This is a genomic window from Bacillus sp. FSL K6-0268 (assembly GCF_038005425.1).
In the GTDB taxonomy this organism is placed as follows: Bacteria; Bacillota; Bacilli; order Bacillales; family Bacillaceae_G; genus Bacillus_A; species Bacillus_A thuringiensis_S.
In genome coordinates this window covers 2,292,888-2,310,576 of record NZ_JBBOTF010000001.1, presented here as the reverse complement: position 1 = coordinate 2,310,576, position 17,689 = coordinate 2,292,888, and the positions used below count along the sequence as shown (strand labels likewise).

The following is a 17,689-nucleotide window of genomic DNA, read 5'->3' as shown; positions in this document are numbered from 1 at the left end:
CGCAGTTTTCTCTTTCTGAAAAATACATTTCTTTAATTTTGAATATTAAGACTAATGTTGAAAAATCTTCAGATAATTAGAAAAAATAACCAAAAGGATATATAATATTGCTTAAGAAATAGTTTTAATGGATTACATATATTTCATTTGGTGTATTAATTGAATATCATAATTTTTAATTTTATTAAGCAAGAATCTCGGTTACTTATTGCATTTCTAACATAGGGTGAGAAAGAAAAATACAATAGTGTGGAGGTTTTTATAATGACGTTTGTTCTTAGTAAAATGAGTGGCTTTAGCATAGAAGAAAAGGTACATGAATTTGAATCTAAGGGATTCCTTGAAATCTCAAATGAAATCTTTTTACAAGAGGAAGAGAATCATCGTTTATTAACACAAGCACAGTTAGATTATTATAATTTGGAAGATGATGCGTACGGTGAATGCCGTGCTAGATCTTATTCAAGGTATATAAAGTATGTTGATTCACCAGATTATATTTTAGATAATAGTAATGATTACTTCCAATCTAAAGAATATAACTATGATGATGGCGGTAAAGTTAGACAGTTCCATAGCATAAATGATAGTTTTTTATATAATCCTTTAATTCAAAATATCGTGCGTTTCGATACTGAATTTGCATTTAAAACAAATATAATAGATACAAGTAAAGATTTAATTATAGGTTTACATCAAGTAAGATATAAAGCTACTAAAGAAAGACCATCTTTTAGTTCACCTATTTGGTTACATAAAGATGATGAACCAGTAGTGTTTTTACACCTTATGAATTTAAGTAATACAGCTATTGGCGGAGATAATTTAATAGCTAATTCTCCAAGGGAAATTAATCAGTTTATAAGTTTGAAGGAGCCTTTAGAAACTTTAGTATTTGGACAAAAGGTTTTCCATGCCGTAACGCCACTTGGAACAGAATGTAGTACTGAAGCTTTTCGTGATATTTTATTAGTAACATTTTCTTATAAGGAGACAAAATGAGAGAGAATAAAATAATTATGATTTCTGGAGCCAATAGTGGTATAGGTCATGCTTGTATAAAATACTTTTTAGAAAAATCCTTTCATGTAATAGCTCTTGATATTAATAATAATAACTTAATAGATTATATGAAAACAGATATGCCTTTGAAAGTAGTGCAAATTGATTTAAGTAATAGTGAAGCGATTCATAATCTTTTTACTCAATTAGATTTAGAAAAGCTTTCTCCTGATATATTAATAAATGCTGCTGGTATTCGAGAGATAACACCTGTTTTAAATTTATCCGATGATATGTTTAAAAAAGTAATTGATGTAAATTTAGTAGCCCCATTTATACTTTCTAGGGAAGTAGCGAAGCGATGGTGTGAATCGAAAATAAAAGGTTGTATTGTGAATATAGCATCGGTTTCTGGATTAATGGCTGAACCAGAGCGAGCTGCTTATGTGGCATCAAAGCATGCCTTAATCGGATTGACTAAACAGATGGCTATGGAATTTGGGAAGCAAAATATAAGGGTAAATAGCATTTCTCCTGGTGTTATTAGAACTGAACTTACAGAAGAATACTTTAGTAATAAAGCCTTGATGTCTATGATAAAAAGTAATCAATCTTTAGATACTTGGGGGTTGCCCCAGGATATTGTTTCATGTATTGAGTACTTGGTTTCTGATCAGGCCCGCTTTATTACTGGTTCTAATTTTGTAATTGATGGTGGTTGGACTGCTGGGAAAAACTTGTAGTTGAGTGTTTTTGAGGAAAAGCACCTGTCCTTTTTTAGGCTGGTGTTTTTCTCACTATAAACAGATTTTTTTATTGGAGGGGGATTAATTTGCTTCAAAAAAGTTTTAAGCAAGAGAAAACGGTACCGGCCTTAAAGATGATAGCATCAATGGTTATCTTTGGATCAGTTGGATTTTTTTCTGTTCAAACAAACTTACCTTCGTTTGAATTAGTGTTTGTAAGGTGTATTTTTGCGACAATATTTTTAAGTGTATGCTGGTTGCTTACAGGGCAATATAAACAAGATAAATGGGAACGAAAAGAAGTTATTCAAGTTTTAATATGTGGGTTTTTCTTAGTATTTAATTGGGTTTTCTTATTTAAAGCCTTTGAAAATATGTCAGTTACAATTGCTATCTCAGTTTATCATCTTGCACCAGTAATTGTATTGTTAATTGGAAGTATCGTCTTTAAAGAAAAATTAACATTAATATCTATCATTTCAATAGTTGTGTGTTTTGTGGGAGCTTTATTAATTGCTGGTATCGATGGAAGCTTCTCTGTAGGCTCATTAATGTCTTCAGGTATGATATGGGGATTTCTTGCAGCTCTCTTTTATGCATTTACAACTTTATTTGGTAAAGGGATTAACAAAATGAGTGCGTATGCAATGACATTTTTACAAACATTCTTGGGGATATTTCTTTTAATACCATTTATAGATTTAGATGCTTTTAGTGGCCTCACTCAAAGTAATTGGACATATATTATAGCTACTGGTTTTATTCACACAGGGATAGTGTATTATCTGTTTTTTGATAGTTTACGCCATTTGTCTACAAAAACAATCTCAATATTAGTTTTTTTAGATCCGGCAGTGGCAATATTATTAGATACTGTACTTACTGGATTCCGTCCAACTTTAATGCAAATAACAGGAATTCTATTTATTTTTATTGGCATGACTTTAACATTAAAAAAATCTAAAGATAAAAAACTGAGCCAAAAAGAAAAGCGAATTGAAAGCGATGCTAGTATATCTCAACAATAATGAAATATATTGTGTATAAAACGATAAACCTTGCATGAATCATGCAGGGTTTATTTGGTCTAATATAATTCATATTTATAATATATGTTTTTTAACATGCTTTTGATTCACTTATATTTATTTGACTATAAATTTACAAAAATGTATATAAAACCTTATTTTTTGATAATATATAAGTAATAAATTCATAGAATTGGAGTGATGAGATGCAGCCGTTAGAAAGGGAGATTCATTCTAATATGCTGAAAGTGTGGAGGATTCACGCTTTAATTGGGGCGGCAGTTATACTAACAGTCGTAATTGCGTATTTCTTTTTTATGATTAACTTTAACTGGTGGGGCTGGTTGTTTGGACTATTAGTAACAGGAGCCATTATATTTATTCCACTTGATTATTTTGTATTTCCAAATTTACGTCAGCGCTATTATAGTTACAGATTAAATGAAGAAGAGATTGAGATTCAAAAGGGAATGTTTGTTGTAGAACGCGTACTTATTCCGATGATCCGTGTGCAGCACGTAACGATTGAGCAAGGGCCGATTATGAGAAAGTATAATTTAGCAGAATTACACATTTCAACAGCCGCAACTTCTCATAGTATCCCAGGTTTAACGAAAGAAGAAGCAGAACAGCTGAAAAGACAAATTGGAGAACTTGCGAAAGTGAGTGATGAGGATGTATAAGAGGCAACATCCGATCACGATATTGTTAGGTATTAGGGTTGCGAGTTTGTTGCCACTTATTATTCTTGTTTTATTTAAACCTGATGAACAAGTGGAACCTTGGTATTTATTTTATCTTTTCCTTCTGGTTGTTTTATTCATCATGGCTATTTTTTCAGCAATTAAATGGTATTTTAAAGTGTACTGGATTGAGAATAATATGTTACATGTAAAGCACGGTGTTTTTGTAAAGAAGGAAAGCTATTTAAATAAAGAGCGTGTACAAAATATTAGTACGTCTTCTAACTTCATTTATCAAATGCTCGGACTCATGAAGTTAAATATAGAAGTAGCCGGTGGTGGTAATGAACCAGAAGTGATGTTGGCTGGTATTAAAGAAGACGAGGCAAAACATTTAATCTCTGTATTACATAAGAAAAAAACTACTGTAAAAGAAGAAATAGAAGAGGAAGAAAGCAAGACGGTTTATCAGTTAACAGCGAAAGAGGTTTTAGCCGCAGCGATTACATCTGGTCGGTTCGGACTAGTGTTCTCTGGACTAGTACTTCTTTACACAAAGTTTGAATTTTGTTCTTCCTGAAGGATTCACAAGTAAAGTAGAAGCGTATGTGATGGGAAACGGTGTTTATAAACTAATTGTAATTGCATTAATTTTAATGGCAATTTCATGGATTATTTCCACGGCTGGATATGTGTTGAAATATGCAAACTTTAAAATTGGGCGAAAAGGGGAAGAGATTCGTATCGTTCAAGGATTATTTGAAAAGAAAGAGTTTGTCTTAAAATTGCACCGCATTCAAGCGATTACTGTAAAAGAAGGTATGCTTCGCCAGCCGTTTGGCTATTGTGCTGTTGAAGTGGAAGCAATTCAAAGTATTGGAGCAGCAAGTAACGAAGTAATGTTGCATCCATTTATGAAGAAAAAAGATGTACAGCACCTGCTCACATATTTAGAGTTACCTTATGAAATCGAAGCGGAGATCGTTCACTTACCAAAAACAGCGTTGCGTCGTTATTTCATTATGGGCTGGTTAATAAGTATCATACTCACAGTTCTAATTGCCAGCGTGAGTATATATTTTAAACAATATATTGCGTTGTTTGTTATTTTACCGTTATTTATCGTGTTTTCGTTACTTGCGTATGCTAGATATAAAAGTGGTGGTTATGAATTAAGAGAAAATCAACTAACGGTTGTATATCGTAATTTTTCGAAATATACAGGAATAATGCGAAGAAGACATGTTCAAGCAGTAGGTTATAATCAATCGTATTTTCAAAGAAAAGATGAATTATGTACAACTCTTGTAGCGGTAGCCGGGCGCGGTTATGAAGTAAAGCATATGAGAAAAAAAGATTCGCTTCGTATATATAATTGGTACAAAGAAAAAGGAAACACCGATGTGTAGTGGTGTTTCCTTTTTGTTATTAAATGGATACCTTTAGTCGAATCGTTGATATATTTCAAGATGTGATAGATATATTCGAAAAATCGTTGATATATTTCAAGATGTGATAGATAAATTGAAAAAATCGTTGATATATTCAAAGATATGATAGATATATTCGAAAAATCGTTAATATAATTTCACGTACTGATAGTGTTGTATTACTTTCTAATTAAACTAACACATCAAAAGTAGTCACGAACGACGGACGAGAGAAAATACTCTTTTGCTGTTCAGCATGTGGATGCGCCTGTGCTTGTCCTTCTGCTTGTGCAGGACGTTTTTTATGAGCGTTTTCGAATGAACGTGATTCTGTCCAGTCTTTAAAGTTTTGCTCCGTTTCCCACATCGTTAAGATGACATATGTATCGTTACTTAATGGGCGTAGAACACGGATCGCTTGGAATCCTGGTTCGTTTTCAATAAGGCCTGCACGGTTTTTAAAACGGTTTTCAAATACTGGGCGACCTTCGTCTGTTACAGAAATATTGTTACAAACGATATAGCCAGGTTGTCCTTTAAATTCACCGACAGCATCTAGTACGTCATACTGAAGTGAGCCTTCTACAGATTCTTCTGTATTTTCTTTATAAAACATATTTTTCTCATCATTTTTTGCAGTGAAATGTGCTTGTTCTAGAGGTGTTTCGTATGAAATAATAGCCTTCATTTTAATGCCCCCTTAATAGTTTGTTTCTATTATATCAACTCTCTTAAAAAACTTCGAAGATTATATACATAAAGATACTTCTTTTTCAAATAATAAATGTACCATCATTTGGAAAGAAGGCCGATGTATGAAGAAAGTAAAGTGGACTTTATTAGGTGGCGTCGCAACGTTTATAGTAGCGATTGTACTCTATAAACTTATCGTGTTAGCTGGTGGCTATATGATGGATGAAAAGCAGCTCGTTTTCCACTCTTCATCACGTATCGTTGACCAGAAAGGGAAAGAAATTACGAAATTATACGTAGAAAATAGGGAGCTCGTACCGATCGAGCAAATTCCGAAGTATGTGCAGCAGGCGTTTGTTGCGGTGGAAGATTCTCGTTTTTATGAGCATCAAGGAATTGATTATCCGTCTATATTCCGTGCTCTTTATAAAGATACGTTAGCTGGAGAAAAGCTAGAGGGCGGTAGTACCATTACGCAGCAACTCGCTAAAAATGTCTTTTTAACTCGTGAAAAAACATTTACGCGCAAATTGAAGGAAGTCGCAATTTCTCTTCAATTAGAGCAAAAATATACGAAGCAACAAATTCTTGAAATGTATATGAATCATATTTATTTTGGTCATGGGGCTTACGGTATTCAAGCAGCAGCAAAGCTGTATTTTAATAAAAATGTTGAGGATTTAACAGTAGAGGAAGGGGCAATGCTTGCAGGCCTTCCGAAGTCACCAAACGGATATTCACCGTACTATTCTGCAGAGAAGAGTAAGGAACGCCGCGATCTAGTATTGTCACTTATGCATAAACAAGGCTATTTGACTGCCGAAGATAGCGTACGTTATCAAGGAAAGACGATTGCTTTATATAAAAACTTAGACGAAAATGAGCTCGCATATATGCCGTATATTGATATGGTCATAGATGAAGCAGCTCGTTTATACGGATTGTCTCATCAAGAAGTACTTCGCGGAGGATATACGTTTGTCGTACCTATGGATGAAAAAATTCAAAAGGTAGCGTATAACCAGTTTCAAGATGCAAGGAATTTTCCTGGGAAAGAAGAAGGGGCACAAGGTGCATTTTTATTAATGGATAATCATACGGGAGGGATTAAAGCAGCGATTGGGGGAAGAAAGTACGTCCCGAGAGGATTTAATCGTGTTTTTGCCAAAAGGCAGCCCGGATCTGTTTTAAAACCACTTATCGTTTATGCACCAGCACTAGAAACGAAAAAGTATAATCCGTATTCTTTATTAACGAATGAAAGAAATTCTTTTGAAGGGTATGAACCTCGAAATTATAATCATGAGTATTCAAAAGAAATGACGATGTATGATGCGATTTTAGAGTCGGCAAACGTACCGGCAGTTTCTTTATTAAATGAGTTAGGGGTAGAAGAAGGAAAGCAATATTTAGAAAAAGGAAATGTCCATATTGCAGATGCTGGTTTAAGTACAGCGCTTGGCGGATTGAAAAATGGCGTTTCAACATTTGATCTTGTAAAAATGTATCGTTCATTTTTAGCAAATGGAAATATTATCGAGCCGCACGTTATTGATAAAGTATTAAATAGACACGGTGCAGTCATTGGGGAATCACCGAGAGTAGAGACGAAAATTTTTTCGAAACAGACGGCATGGTATATGACGAAAATGTTAGAAGGAGTTGTGAAGGAGGGGACAGCGAGAGCAGGTGTATATAACGGTGCGCTAGCTGGAAAAACGGGTACAACTTCATTGCCAAATGACGATAAGGGAGCAAGAGATATGTGGTTCGTCGGCTATACACCGAACTTAGTAGGCGCTGTTTGGATTGGTTATGACCGTACGGATAAGGAACATCAGTTGCAAGGAGAAAGTGCATCTGCGACAAAATTGTTTAAGAAAATTTTAACGAAGGCTAATGTAGAACATAAAGAGAAGTTTATGAAGCCTGAAGGTGTGGAAACAATCGGTGCTCCGATTCGGCTGCGCAAAATTGAAGATGTAAAAATGAAACTATCATTTAGCCCTTTCGGTTTATTTAAAGCAAAATTAAGTTGGACGCCACTTCCAGATAACAGAATTATGTACCGAATCTATAGAGTGGAGAACGGAATTCATACGCATGTTAGCACTGTAAATGGTGCTGGAGAATATGAGGAAAAGTTCGTTAACATATTTTCAAAACCGAGCTTTTACGTTGTACCATATAATTCACAAACGAATCGCGAAGGAGAAAAGTCAAAAGTAGCTAAACCATAGTTTTTCTCTGTGTTATAATAAGAATGTTGTGAAAATAGTAAGCGTTTTTACGAATGTTTGTGTCAATTTAATGAACAACGTACATAATATTATGCATTTTGTTTTTACAAGCTGTATAGTAAAAAAAGATAAATATCGAACGTATTCGAAGCATTGGTAAGGAAGGGAGCAAGGGTCTTGGTAAGAACTATAAATGAGACATTTTTAAAAGCATGTAGGGGGGAACGTACCGATTATGTACCAGCATGGTATATGCGTCAAGCAGGTCGTTCACAGCCGGAATATAGAAAGATTAAAGAAAAGTATTCTTTATTTGAAATTACACACAATCCAGAGTTATGTGCTTACGTTACAAAATTGCCGGTTGATCAATATAACGTAGACGCAGCAATTCTTTATAAAGATATTATGTCACCACTACCTGCAATTGGTGTGGATGTAGAAATTAAATCAGGTATTGGCCCAGTTATCGATAACCCAATCCGTTCTTTACAAGACGTAGAAAAACTAGGGGAAATCAATCCAGAAGATGATGTACCGTACATACTAGATACAATTCGTTTATTAACGACAGAAATGTTAGACGTACCGTTAATCGGTTTTTCAGGAGCTCCATTTACATTAGCGAGCTATATGATTGAAGGCGGTCCATCTCGTAACTACCATAATACGAAAGCGTTCATGTATGCAGAGCCAAAAGCTTGGTTTGCTTTAATGGATAAGCTAGCAGATATGGTTATTACATATTTAAAAGCGCAAATTAACGCAGGAGCAAAAGCAGTTCAAATTTTCGATTCTTGGGTTGGAACAGTAAATGTAGCAGATTACCGCGTATTTATTAAACCAGCAATGGAGCGTATTTTTGCAGAAGTTCGCCCTATGGGTGTACCGATGATTATGCACGGCGTAGGAGCTGCACACTTAGTGAATGAGTGGCACGATTTACCGCTTGATGTAGTCGGCTTAGACTGGCGTTTACCAATTGAAGAAGCACGTGCACGCGGCGTTCATAAGGCGGTACAAGGAAATATGGACCCTTCATTCTTACTTGCGCCATGGTCTGTTATTGAAGAACATGTAAAAGGTATTTTAGATCAAGGGATGAAAGAGCCTGGTTATATCTTTAACTTAGGACACGGTGTATTCCCAGAAGTAAATCCAGATACATTAAAACGTTTAACTACATTTATTCATGAATACTCTAAAGGGCAGTTAGCGAAGTAAAGGAGAATTGCTGTATGAAAAAGAAAATTGGTTTGCTTGTAATGGCATATGGAACGCCATATAAAGAAGAAGATATTGAACGTTACTATACACATATTCGCAGAGGAAGAAAGCCAAGTCCTGAAATGCTGGAAGATTTAACAGAGCGTTACCGTGCAATTGGTGGTATTTCTCCTTTAGCTACTATTACATTAGAGCAAGCTAAGAAGTTAGAGAAGCGTTTAAATGAAGTGCAAGATGAAGTAGAGTACCATATGTATCTTGGTTTAAAACATATTGAACCGTTTATTGAAGATGCGGTGAAAGATATGCATAACGACGGAATACAAGATGCAATCGCACTTGTTCTTGCACCTCACTATTCTACGTTTAGCGTGAAATCATACGTTGGACGAGCACAAGAAGAAGCTGAGAAACTTGGGAACTTAATAATTCACGGCATCGATAGCTGGTATAAAGAGCCGAAATTCATCCAGTACTGGGTTGATGCAGTGAAAGGTATATATAACGGTATGTCAGATGCAGAGCGTGAAAAAGCAGTATTAATCGTATCTGCACATAGCTTACCAGAGAAAATTATTGCAATGGGCGATCCATATCCAGATCAATTAAATGAAACAGCTGATTATATCGCGCGCGGAGCTGAAGTAGCAAACTATGCAGTAGGCTGGCAAAGTGCAGGAAACACACCAGATCCTTGGATTGGTCCAGATGTACAAGATTTAACGAGAGAACTAAATGAAAGGCACGGTTATACTTCATTCGTATATGCACCAGTTGGATTTGTTGCTGAACATTTAGAAGTTTTATATGACAACGACTTTGAGTGTAAAGTTGTAACGGATGAAATTGGTGCGAAATATTATCGTCCAGAAATGCCAAATGCATCGGACGCATTTATTGATTGTTTAACAGATGTTGTATTAAAGAAAAAAGAATCTGTACTGTAAGAAGAAAGGGGGAGCCTGCTTGAGGAAAAAAGTTGTGATCGTCGGCGGAGGCATAACGGGATTAACAGCAATGTATAACTTACAAAAAAATATTCATGAAAAAAACTTGCCGATTGATACATTACTTATAGAAGCATCGGGTAAACTTGGCGGAAAAATTCAAACCGTTCGAAAAGATGGATTTACAATTGAACGCGGACCGGATTCTTTCTTAGCACGAAAAGAAAGTGCAGCTAGATTAGTGAAAGAATTAGGTCTTGGCGATGAACTTGTAAATAATCAAGCCGGTCAATCATTTATCCTCGTAAACAATCGGTTACATAAAATGCCGAGCGGATCAATGATGGGAATTCCAACGCAAATTACGCCGTTTCTATTTTCCGGGCTGTTCTCCCCAATTGGTAAACTAAGAGCTGGTTTTGATCTATTAATGCCGAGGTCAAAGCCAGTATCTGACCAATCACTCGGACAATTTTTCAGACATCGCCTCGGAAACGAAGTGGTTGAAAACTTAATAGAACCGTTACTATCGGGTATTTATGCAGGGGATATTGATGAAATGAGCTTAATGTCAACATTCCCGCAAATGTATCAGATTGAGCAGAAACATCGCAGTATTTCACTCGGTATGCGTACGCTCGCTCCGAAAGAAGAGAAAGCTAAACCGAAAAAAGGAATCTTCCAAACAGTGAAAACAGGTTTAGAATCTATCGTAGAATCTCTCGAAGTAAAGATGCATGAAGGTACGATAATAAAGGGAACTCGCATTGAAAAAGTTGCAAAACAGGGTGATGGTTATACAATTACTCTTAGTAATGGAAAAGAAATAGAAGCGGACGCCATCGTAGTGGCAACTTCGCATAAAGTATTGCCGTCCATGTTTGCTCAGTACAAGCAGTTTCGTTTCTTCCGTAATATTCCGGCCACATCCGTTGCGAATGTGGCACTTGCTTTCCAAAAGTCAGCAATCCGGCGCGATATTAATGGTACAGGATTTGTCGTATCACGAAATAGCGATTACACGATTACAGCGTGTACGTGGACGCATAAAAAATGGCCACATACAACGCCAGAAGGAAAAACACTCCTTCGCTGTTACGTTGGACGTGCTGGTGATGAAGCGGTTGTAGAACAAACTGAAGAAGAACTCGTTCAGCTCGTACTAGAAGATTTAAGAAAAACGATGGATATTACAGAGGATCCAGAATTTACAATCGTAAGCCGCTGGAAAGAAGCGATGCCTCAATATACAGTAGGCCATAATGAGCGAATGAAAAAGCTCACAACATTTATGCAGAAAGAGTTGCCTGGTATATACTTGGCAGGTAGCTCCTATGCTGGTGCTGGACTTCCAGATTGTATTAATCAAGGTGAGGAAGCTGCAAAGCGTGTATTATCTCATTTGGAGAAAGTAATAGATGCTGAATTAATCGCACAATAAACGAAACGCCTTCAATTATATTGAAGGCGTTTCGTTTATTGTATAAAATACTTATTCGCCAATAAACATATATAAGTTATTTGGCTTTATAACGGCATCTCCTGCATAAATAACCCACTCTGTTAAGTTATCAAAATCTAAATGATAACTATTTCCTTCACTCATATCTTCTATAAAATATGGTTCATTAATGAGTATTCCTTGAATGAAATCTTCCGTAATGTTTTGCATTTCAAACCACATATGTTCACTTTTTCCTTCTTCGTAGGAGACACCAAACTTAGCAAGGAAACGAAAATCTTCATTTGATTGTTCAATGTGAAAAATGTTGCTGAAATACCCGAAAGTATTTTTCGCATTGTAAGCCATACGATTGGTTTCACTATTTGTTTTATAGAACATGAGCCCTGTAGCTTCCTCGTGTTCTTTGAAAAAACTTTCAATATATTCTTCTGAAGTATTAAATTTGAATAAGAGAACGGATGGAGATTGATGGTATTCATCTCGGGCATCCATTCCGCCTAAGAATGTATTTTGTGCATCTATTGGTTGTAGTTTCACTTCTTCATCCTCGATTGAAGATAATTGGTCCATACTCGTTTTATGCCCTATATAAGATAATCCTTTTTCCCACGGAACAGCGACTGTATGTATAGAACCTTGCTGACTATGCGCGATAACGATAGGCTCATTCATAGGGACTTGTCCATTTTCAACCGCATTATTAGCAAATGTTTGAAAGAGATCGCTAATGCCGTAGTAGGAAGAAATGCGATTTGGAATAATTAACTCTATTTCAGTTACGCCTGCTCTTAAAAGACCGTGTGTATGAAACCAATATTGCGTAGGCTCATCATCTTTATCGTCTTCATAAACAGAATGAATAACGTACAAGTCAGGAATGTCAGGTAATAATTCATTTTCAACGTGATATTCAATATAGCTTCTAGATATCACTTTCATTGCTGCACTTGAATCGATTACAAATAACAAATCTGGGGCGAGATTCCATAAAAACTGTAACTGCTGGAAAAAGCAGTCCAGTACATCGCCTACAAATAGCGTACGAGTGAAAATTTCAGTGCCGAAAGCCGCATCTTCAAAATTACGATCTACGATTGTAGAATCTTGTCTATTGTACATTTTGTATTCTTCTGGGTCATTCGCCTCATCAATATGCAGTTCATACGGTATGATTGCTTCATCCATATGTAACTCAAAAATAAGGCTTGTCTCATCACTATAAACAATTTTTAACTCATCAACTTTAGTAGCGATAGTCTCTAGCCGCTGTTTTAACTGCTCAATTGTAATTCTAGTTGGTATAACAGCAATCATATCTGAAAAATGACGTTCTAATGTTCCATTCATAGCTGCGCGGTATGTTTCTGTTTGCACTTCCATCCAATCACTCCTATTCAAATGAATCCATTTTACATGCCAATCAAATGTCGATATTTTCTGTTTTCTCTCTCTAACATTATAGAGTGCATTTGTAGAAGGTGTAAAATTATTATTTTGTATTATAGGTTGAAAGCTTGTAAATTAAATAAATCTTTTGTAAAATTTGTCGAAAAATAGTTCTATATAACGAATCATTTGTTATGATAGAAATGCTGAGAAAATATGAAATATGGAGAGGAAAATGGCTGTGAAGAAATTGTTAAGTGTCTTTTTATCATTCTTGCTATTGCTTTCATTTACTGGAACTTTAGCGCAAGCAGAAGAAACTGCTTCTATGTCAGTAGAAAAAGCAATTCAAGTATTTAAGCAGCAAGGGAAAACGAAGGGGATAGTGGAAGGGTACATTGTTGGATATACGCAAAGTTCTTCTAAATATACGAAGGATCCAGCTAAGTTTGATGATACAAACGTAGCAATTGCAGATTCGCCAAACGAAACGAATCCAGACAAAATCATGCCTGTTCAGTTGCCAAAAGGTGATGTGAGAACGGCAGTGAATGTAAAAGATCATCCTGAAAATATCGGGAAGAAAGTTAGTTTGACTGGGACTCTTGAATTATATTTTAGTAACCCAGGTTTAAAATCAGTAACAGCTTATAAGTTTCAAGGTGAAGGCCAAAACCGTGTTAGCGATGTAGTAGCTTCACCGAACGGTGGAGAAGTTGCTAAAGGAACAGCGGTAACATTAACGACGAATACAGAAGGGGCAACAATCTACTATACGTTAGATGGCTCTAATCCTACTAATAAAAGCGTTCGTTATAATGGACAAATTGTAGTGAATGAAAATAGTGTAGTGAAAGCAATCGCAGAAAAAGAAGGGCTTACTTCTTCAGCAATTTCGACGTTTTCGTTTATTATCGTAAATAATGAACAGGTTCGTATTCATGACATTCAAGGAAAATCACATATGTCTCCTTACAACGGGAAGAAAGTATACAATGTGGAAGGCGTTGTCACAGCGCTTGATAAAAACGGCTTTTATATAGAAGACAATCAGCTAGATAATGATCCAGCTACTTCAGAAGGTATGTACGTATACAAAAAAGATGCGAATGTAGCAGTAGGAGATCTTATTCAAGTTGATGGAGTAGTAGAAGAATATGTTGGACCAGGATATGCAGAGCGATTTGAAACAGACTTAACGACGACAGAAATTAAGGGGAGTCGCGTTGTTGTAATCGCAAAAGATCAATCTTTACCAGCACCGATTGTACTTGGGGAAAACGGTGTGAAAATCCCGGATCAGATTATTGATAATGATGCATTTGGTTTATTTGATCCAAATGAAGATGCAATCGACTTCTATGAAAGTATAGAAGGTATGCGTGTTACGATGCCAACACCAAAAATTATTGCACCTCAGAAAAACGGAAATTTATATGTAACAGTAAAAAATGGTGGAGATAAAATAGTAACACAATATGGCACACCTCTATTAGATGAAAATCAATTAAACCCAGAGCGTCTTTCTGTAAAAGTGCCTCGCGATTATGTAGCAAAAGTAGGAGATACTTTCACTGGAGATATAACAGGGGTAGTAGGATATGATTACGGTTCTTTCCGTATTTCGCCAATAACAGAATTGCCAGCTGTAGTGGATGGTGGATTTAAGCAAGTAGGGGCAAATATTCAGCCTCGTCTTGATAAGTTAACAGTTGCTACATATAACATTGAAAATTTCTCGGCGAATAAAAAAGAAACAACAGATGAAAAGGTAAAAGCGTTAGCGTATTCTATTAAATACAATTTAAAAATGCCAGATATTATCGGTGTAGAGGAAATGCAAGATAATAACGGATCAATTAATGACGGTACAACAGATGCGTCATTGAGCGCAAAACGTATCATTGATGCAGTTCTAGAAATTCGTGGACCGAAGTATGAGTATGTAGAAATTGCTCCAAACAATAATCTAGACGGAGGAGCACCAGGAGCGAATATTCGCGTCGGTTTCTTCTACAACCCATCACGCGTGAAATTAGCAGCAGTACCGAAGTTACTTGATAAAAATGTGGTTCGCATTGGAGACGAAAGTTCATTATTTGAAAGTACACGTAAACCGTTAGCGGCAGAATTTACGTTCCAAGGACAAAACGTTGTTGTCGTTGCAAATCACTTAAACTCAAAAATAGGGGATGCAACGCCATTTGGAAAAGTGCAACCGCTCGTATTAAAAAGTGAAGACAAACGAATTCAGTTAGCACAAGAAGTAAATCAATTTGTACAAGGAATTCAGAAAAAGAACACAAATGCACCAGTTGTTGTGTTAGGAGATATGAACGATTTTGAGTTTGCTAAACCACTAAAAGCACTAGAAGGAACAAACTTAAAGAATATGTTAAACACAGTGCCGAAAGAGAATCGTTACACGTACATTCACGAAGGAAATGCACAAGTGTTAGATCATATTTTAGTAACAAACAACATCGCACCGCACACAATTGTAGATCCAGTGCACTTAAACTCAAACATAATGAAAGAGCACGGACGTGTAAGCGATCATGACCCAGTACTTGCTCAAATTGATTTGAAGAAAGCTTCTTAAAGAAAGGAACGCTTAGGTGACTGAGCGTTCTTTTTTGTTTCTGCATCAATAGTATAAAGAGATGATTCCTTTTTTTGTAATCTGATGATAAAATTAATTGAATATTCAGTCGTTAGGAGGGCAGCGATGCAAGCACGAATAAATGGAAAATTAATGAATCAGTTTGCAATTTTTTTTAGTACGATCGTCATGCTTCAGTTTGTAGCTGATATAACAGGACTTACAAGTAATTTAGACATTACGTATAACTTAATACATACAGCAACTTCTTATATAACATTTAGTTTGGCGGTTATTTTCACTTTAATAGGTGCAAGAAGAGAATTAAGTAAATATGCAATTGCTTCATTATGTTTAGTAGTGGCGATTAAAGCAATTTATTTTGTAGCGGTTGTTATTTTATGGGGATTGGCTGGTACACCGTAAATGAATAGTAAATAAAACCCTAATTTCCAATATAGTAAGGAAATTAGGGTTTTATTATACTTGAAAAGCCTTTCTACACCGCTCTCTTCTTTGCAACCTTCTTCTATATTTTTTTCTATCACGCTTTACTCCTTGTATGTACATGAATAAACTAACGAGAAGGAAAAAAGTGCATTGCATCGTTAAAATATACGGCGACATGCCATGCAACGGTTGTTTTGGGTCATATAAATGAAAAGGCGCTCCGCCTATTGTAGGGAATATCGTATTTAGCAGGACGTATGGAATGGAGGCAACTGCAAATGGGAAGAGAATCGCCATATAGTCCTTTTGTGACCACGCAGATGCTGCAAGTCCTAAAAGGGCCATTAAACCTGCAAATAAAAAATTAATTCCGATATATACAGTAATGTAAGTGAGGGGAGATTCGTAATATAAGTTTGCAAACATCCCATTATCATTTATAATGCCTGAACCAGCCGTCGGTTCTCCGTCTGGAATGGTTAATTTGCAAAATAATAACGATAAGATGAATGGAAATGTATAAAGAAGTCCGCCACAAAAGAATGTAACGATATATTTCGTTACTGAATAAGGGAACAAAGAAATCCCTTTACTTACAAACGGTTTAAAACCATCTGATTTATCCGAATTGTAACTTGTACTAAAGGGGAAACTAGCAATAACGGGCATTAATAATAAATAAACATCCATTTCATTGTCGCGAAATCCAATCCATTTAAAAGCTGTTGTTACAAACGCATCCGTTCCATCCCCAATGTAACGAATTACATAATAATAATGGTAAATAAAAATAAGAGCTAGTCCACTAAACATAATAATTAAAGAAACACGATTACAAAAAGCTTGCTTTATATTTAAACGAAGCGCACGCATCATGACTGAAAAAGCCTCCACTATTTTGATAAACTTGTCTATTTTCTATATTACTATTAATTGTAAAGATTTTCTTGTTTTTTTATTTGATTATTTGAAAAAGAGGAATTTTGTTGTTGTGAAGTAAGGTTTAATCATATATCTTAAGAACACCTTTTCCTTTTCTCTTTTCTTCTGATAAACTATGGACAGTATGATATACACTGACTGGAATTTTTTTATACTGGAAATAATAAAAAAGAGAACTTGTCTAGAATGTAAGCGTGTGGTAATATCAAAGGTGTACTGATTGACTATATTATCCAATTGGTCATTTTTGGAGGTGAAGATGTGGCGATAGATCGAAAACGTTCTATTATTGAAGCTGCAACAAAGTCTTTTTCAGCGTTCGGTTATAAAGCAACAACGATGGATCAAGTAGCGAAGTTAGCGAATGTAGGAAAAGGAACGATTTATACTTTTTTCAAAAATAAAGAAGAGCTATTTGGTGAAATTATTTCTAATTTAATTACAGAAATGAAGCAAGTTGCAGAAAGTGCAATTCGTTCAGATGTTTCATTTTTTGAAAATGTACATAGAGCATTATATAGCATCTTGGAATTTAGAAAAGAACATCAGCTCATGATTAAATTAATTCAAGAAGAGCGCGATATGGGAACGAAAGAAGTACAAGAAGTCATGCAACAAGTTGATGTGGAAATTGTTTCTGTTATTCAATCGTATTTAAAGATTGCGATTGAAAAAGGTGAAATTAGCAAATGTGATCCAGAAATTACAGCATTTATTATGCTTCGTCTATATGTATCGCTTATTTTTGATTGGGAAAAAAATCATGAACCGCTAGAAAAAGAAAAAATTGCAGAGTTATTTGAACTTTATTTACTAAAAGGATTGTCAAACTAAGATGATCCTTTTAA

At 35.5% G+C, this 17,689-nt stretch carries 14 protein-coding genes and 1 pseudogene; 12 read left to right on the top strand and 3 right to left on the bottom strand.

Features of this window, described 5'->3' with window-relative positions:
- Positions 1-264: 264 nt before the first annotated feature.
- The 5 genes and pseudogenes from MHI28_RS11855 to MHI28_RS11835 all read left to right on the top strand — a co-directional run bounded on the left by MHI28_RS11855 (position 265) and on the right by MHI28_RS11835 (position 4,868).
- The gene (locus MHI28_RS11855) at positions 265-1,002 is read left to right on the top strand and encodes a 2OG-Fe dioxygenase family protein (RefSeq protein WP_000144818.1); all 738 of its coding nucleotides are present in this window, start codon (positions 265-267) and stop codon (positions 1,000-1,002) included.
- Positions 999-1,745: an SDR family NAD(P)-dependent oxidoreductase gene (locus MHI28_RS11850; protein ID WP_142287150.1), complete on the top strand. Its 747-nt coding sequence runs from the start codon at positions 999-1,001 to the stop codon at positions 1,743-1,745. Before MHI28_RS11855 ends, MHI28_RS11850 begins: the two co-directional genes overlap by 4 nt.
- An 89-nt stretch (positions 1,746-1,834) precedes the next feature.
- Positions 1,835-2,776: a DMT family transporter gene (locus MHI28_RS11845; RefSeq protein ID WP_086413064.1), complete on the top strand. Its 942-nt coding sequence runs from the start codon at positions 1,835-1,837 to the stop codon at positions 2,774-2,776.
- Between the two features lie 206 nt (positions 2,777-2,982).
- Positions 2,983-3,459, top strand: a complete 477-nt coding sequence (locus tag MHI28_RS11840; RefSeq protein WP_086413065.1) for a PH domain-containing protein — start codon at positions 2,983-2,985, stop codon at positions 3,457-3,459.
- Positions 3,452-4,868, top strand: a pseudogene (locus tag MHI28_RS11835) (PH domain-containing protein). Before MHI28_RS11840 ends, MHI28_RS11835 begins: the two are co-directional and overlap by 8 nt.
- A 211-nt stretch (positions 4,869-5,079) precedes the next feature.
- Here MHI28_RS11835 and hmoB read toward each other — a convergent pair.
- On the bottom strand, positions 5,080-5,577 hold the full coding sequence (gene hmoB / locus MHI28_RS11830; protein ID WP_000644060.1) for a heme-degrading monooxygenase HmoB: 498 nt from the start codon (positions 5,575-5,577) through the stop codon (positions 5,080-5,082).
- A 127-nt stretch (positions 5,578-5,704) separates the two neighbouring features.
- Here hmoB and MHI28_RS11825 point away from each other — a divergent pair, with 127 nt between their 5' ends.
- The 4 genes from MHI28_RS11825 to hemY all read left to right on the top strand — a co-directional run bounded on the left by MHI28_RS11825 (position 5,705) and on the right by hemY (position 11,437).
- Positions 5,705-7,822, top strand: a complete 2,118-nt coding sequence (locus MHI28_RS11825; protein WP_000756276.1) for a transglycosylase domain-containing protein — start codon at positions 5,705-5,707, stop codon at positions 7,820-7,822.
- Positions 7,823-7,999: 177 nt separating this feature from the next.
- Positions 8,000-9,046: a uroporphyrinogen decarboxylase gene (gene hemE / locus MHI28_RS11820; protein ID WP_000252608.1), complete on the top strand. Its 1,047-nt coding sequence runs from the start codon at positions 8,000-8,002 to the stop codon at positions 9,044-9,046.
- Positions 9,047-9,060: 14 nt separating this feature from the next.
- Positions 9,061-9,996, top strand: a complete 936-nt coding sequence (gene hemH, locus MHI28_RS11815) for a ferrochelatase (protein WP_000726772.1) — start codon at positions 9,061-9,063, stop codon at positions 9,994-9,996.
- Positions 9,997-10,015: 19 nt separating this feature from the next.
- Positions 10,016-11,437: a protoporphyrinogen oxidase gene (gene hemY, locus MHI28_RS11810; protein WP_001228109.1), complete on the top strand. Its 1,422-nt coding sequence runs from the start codon at positions 10,016-10,018 to the stop codon at positions 11,435-11,437.
- Between the two features lie 51 nt (positions 11,438-11,488).
- Here hemY and MHI28_RS11805 read toward each other — a convergent pair whose 3' ends face one another.
- Positions 11,489-12,841 carry a DUF4026 domain-containing protein gene (locus tag MHI28_RS11805; RefSeq protein ID WP_000453727.1) on the bottom strand — a complete coding sequence of 451 codons (1,353 nt, stop codon included), beginning with the start codon at positions 12,839-12,841 and terminating at the stop codon, positions 11,489-11,491.
- A 241-nt stretch (positions 12,842-13,082) separates the two neighbouring features.
- Between MHI28_RS11805 and MHI28_RS11800 the strand changes: the two genes are divergently transcribed.
- On the top strand, positions 13,083-15,449 hold the full coding sequence (locus MHI28_RS11800; RefSeq protein ID WP_000279291.1) for a DUF6359 domain-containing protein: 2,367 nt from the start codon (positions 13,083-13,085) through the stop codon (positions 15,447-15,449).
- Between the two features lie 126 nt (positions 15,450-15,575).
- The gene (locus MHI28_RS11795) at positions 15,576-15,875 is read left to right on the top strand and encodes a hypothetical protein (RefSeq protein WP_001148894.1); all 300 of its coding nucleotides are present in this window, start codon (positions 15,576-15,578) and stop codon (positions 15,873-15,875) included.
- 54 nt (positions 15,876-15,929) lie between these two features.
- On the opposite strand, the gene MHI28_RS11790 is transcribed toward MHI28_RS11795, so the two are convergent.
- Positions 15,930-16,775, bottom strand: a complete 846-nt coding sequence (locus MHI28_RS11790) for a hypothetical protein (protein WP_000984163.1) — start codon at positions 16,773-16,775, stop codon at positions 15,930-15,932.
- A gap of 327 nt (positions 16,776-17,102) precedes the next feature.
- On the opposite strand from MHI28_RS11790, the gene MHI28_RS11785 reads away from it, so the two are divergent.
- On the top strand, positions 17,103-17,675 hold the full coding sequence (locus MHI28_RS11785) for a TetR/AcrR family transcriptional regulator (protein ID WP_000963381.1): 573 nt from the start codon (positions 17,103-17,105) through the stop codon (positions 17,673-17,675).
- Positions 17,676-17,689: the final 14 nt, after the last annotated feature.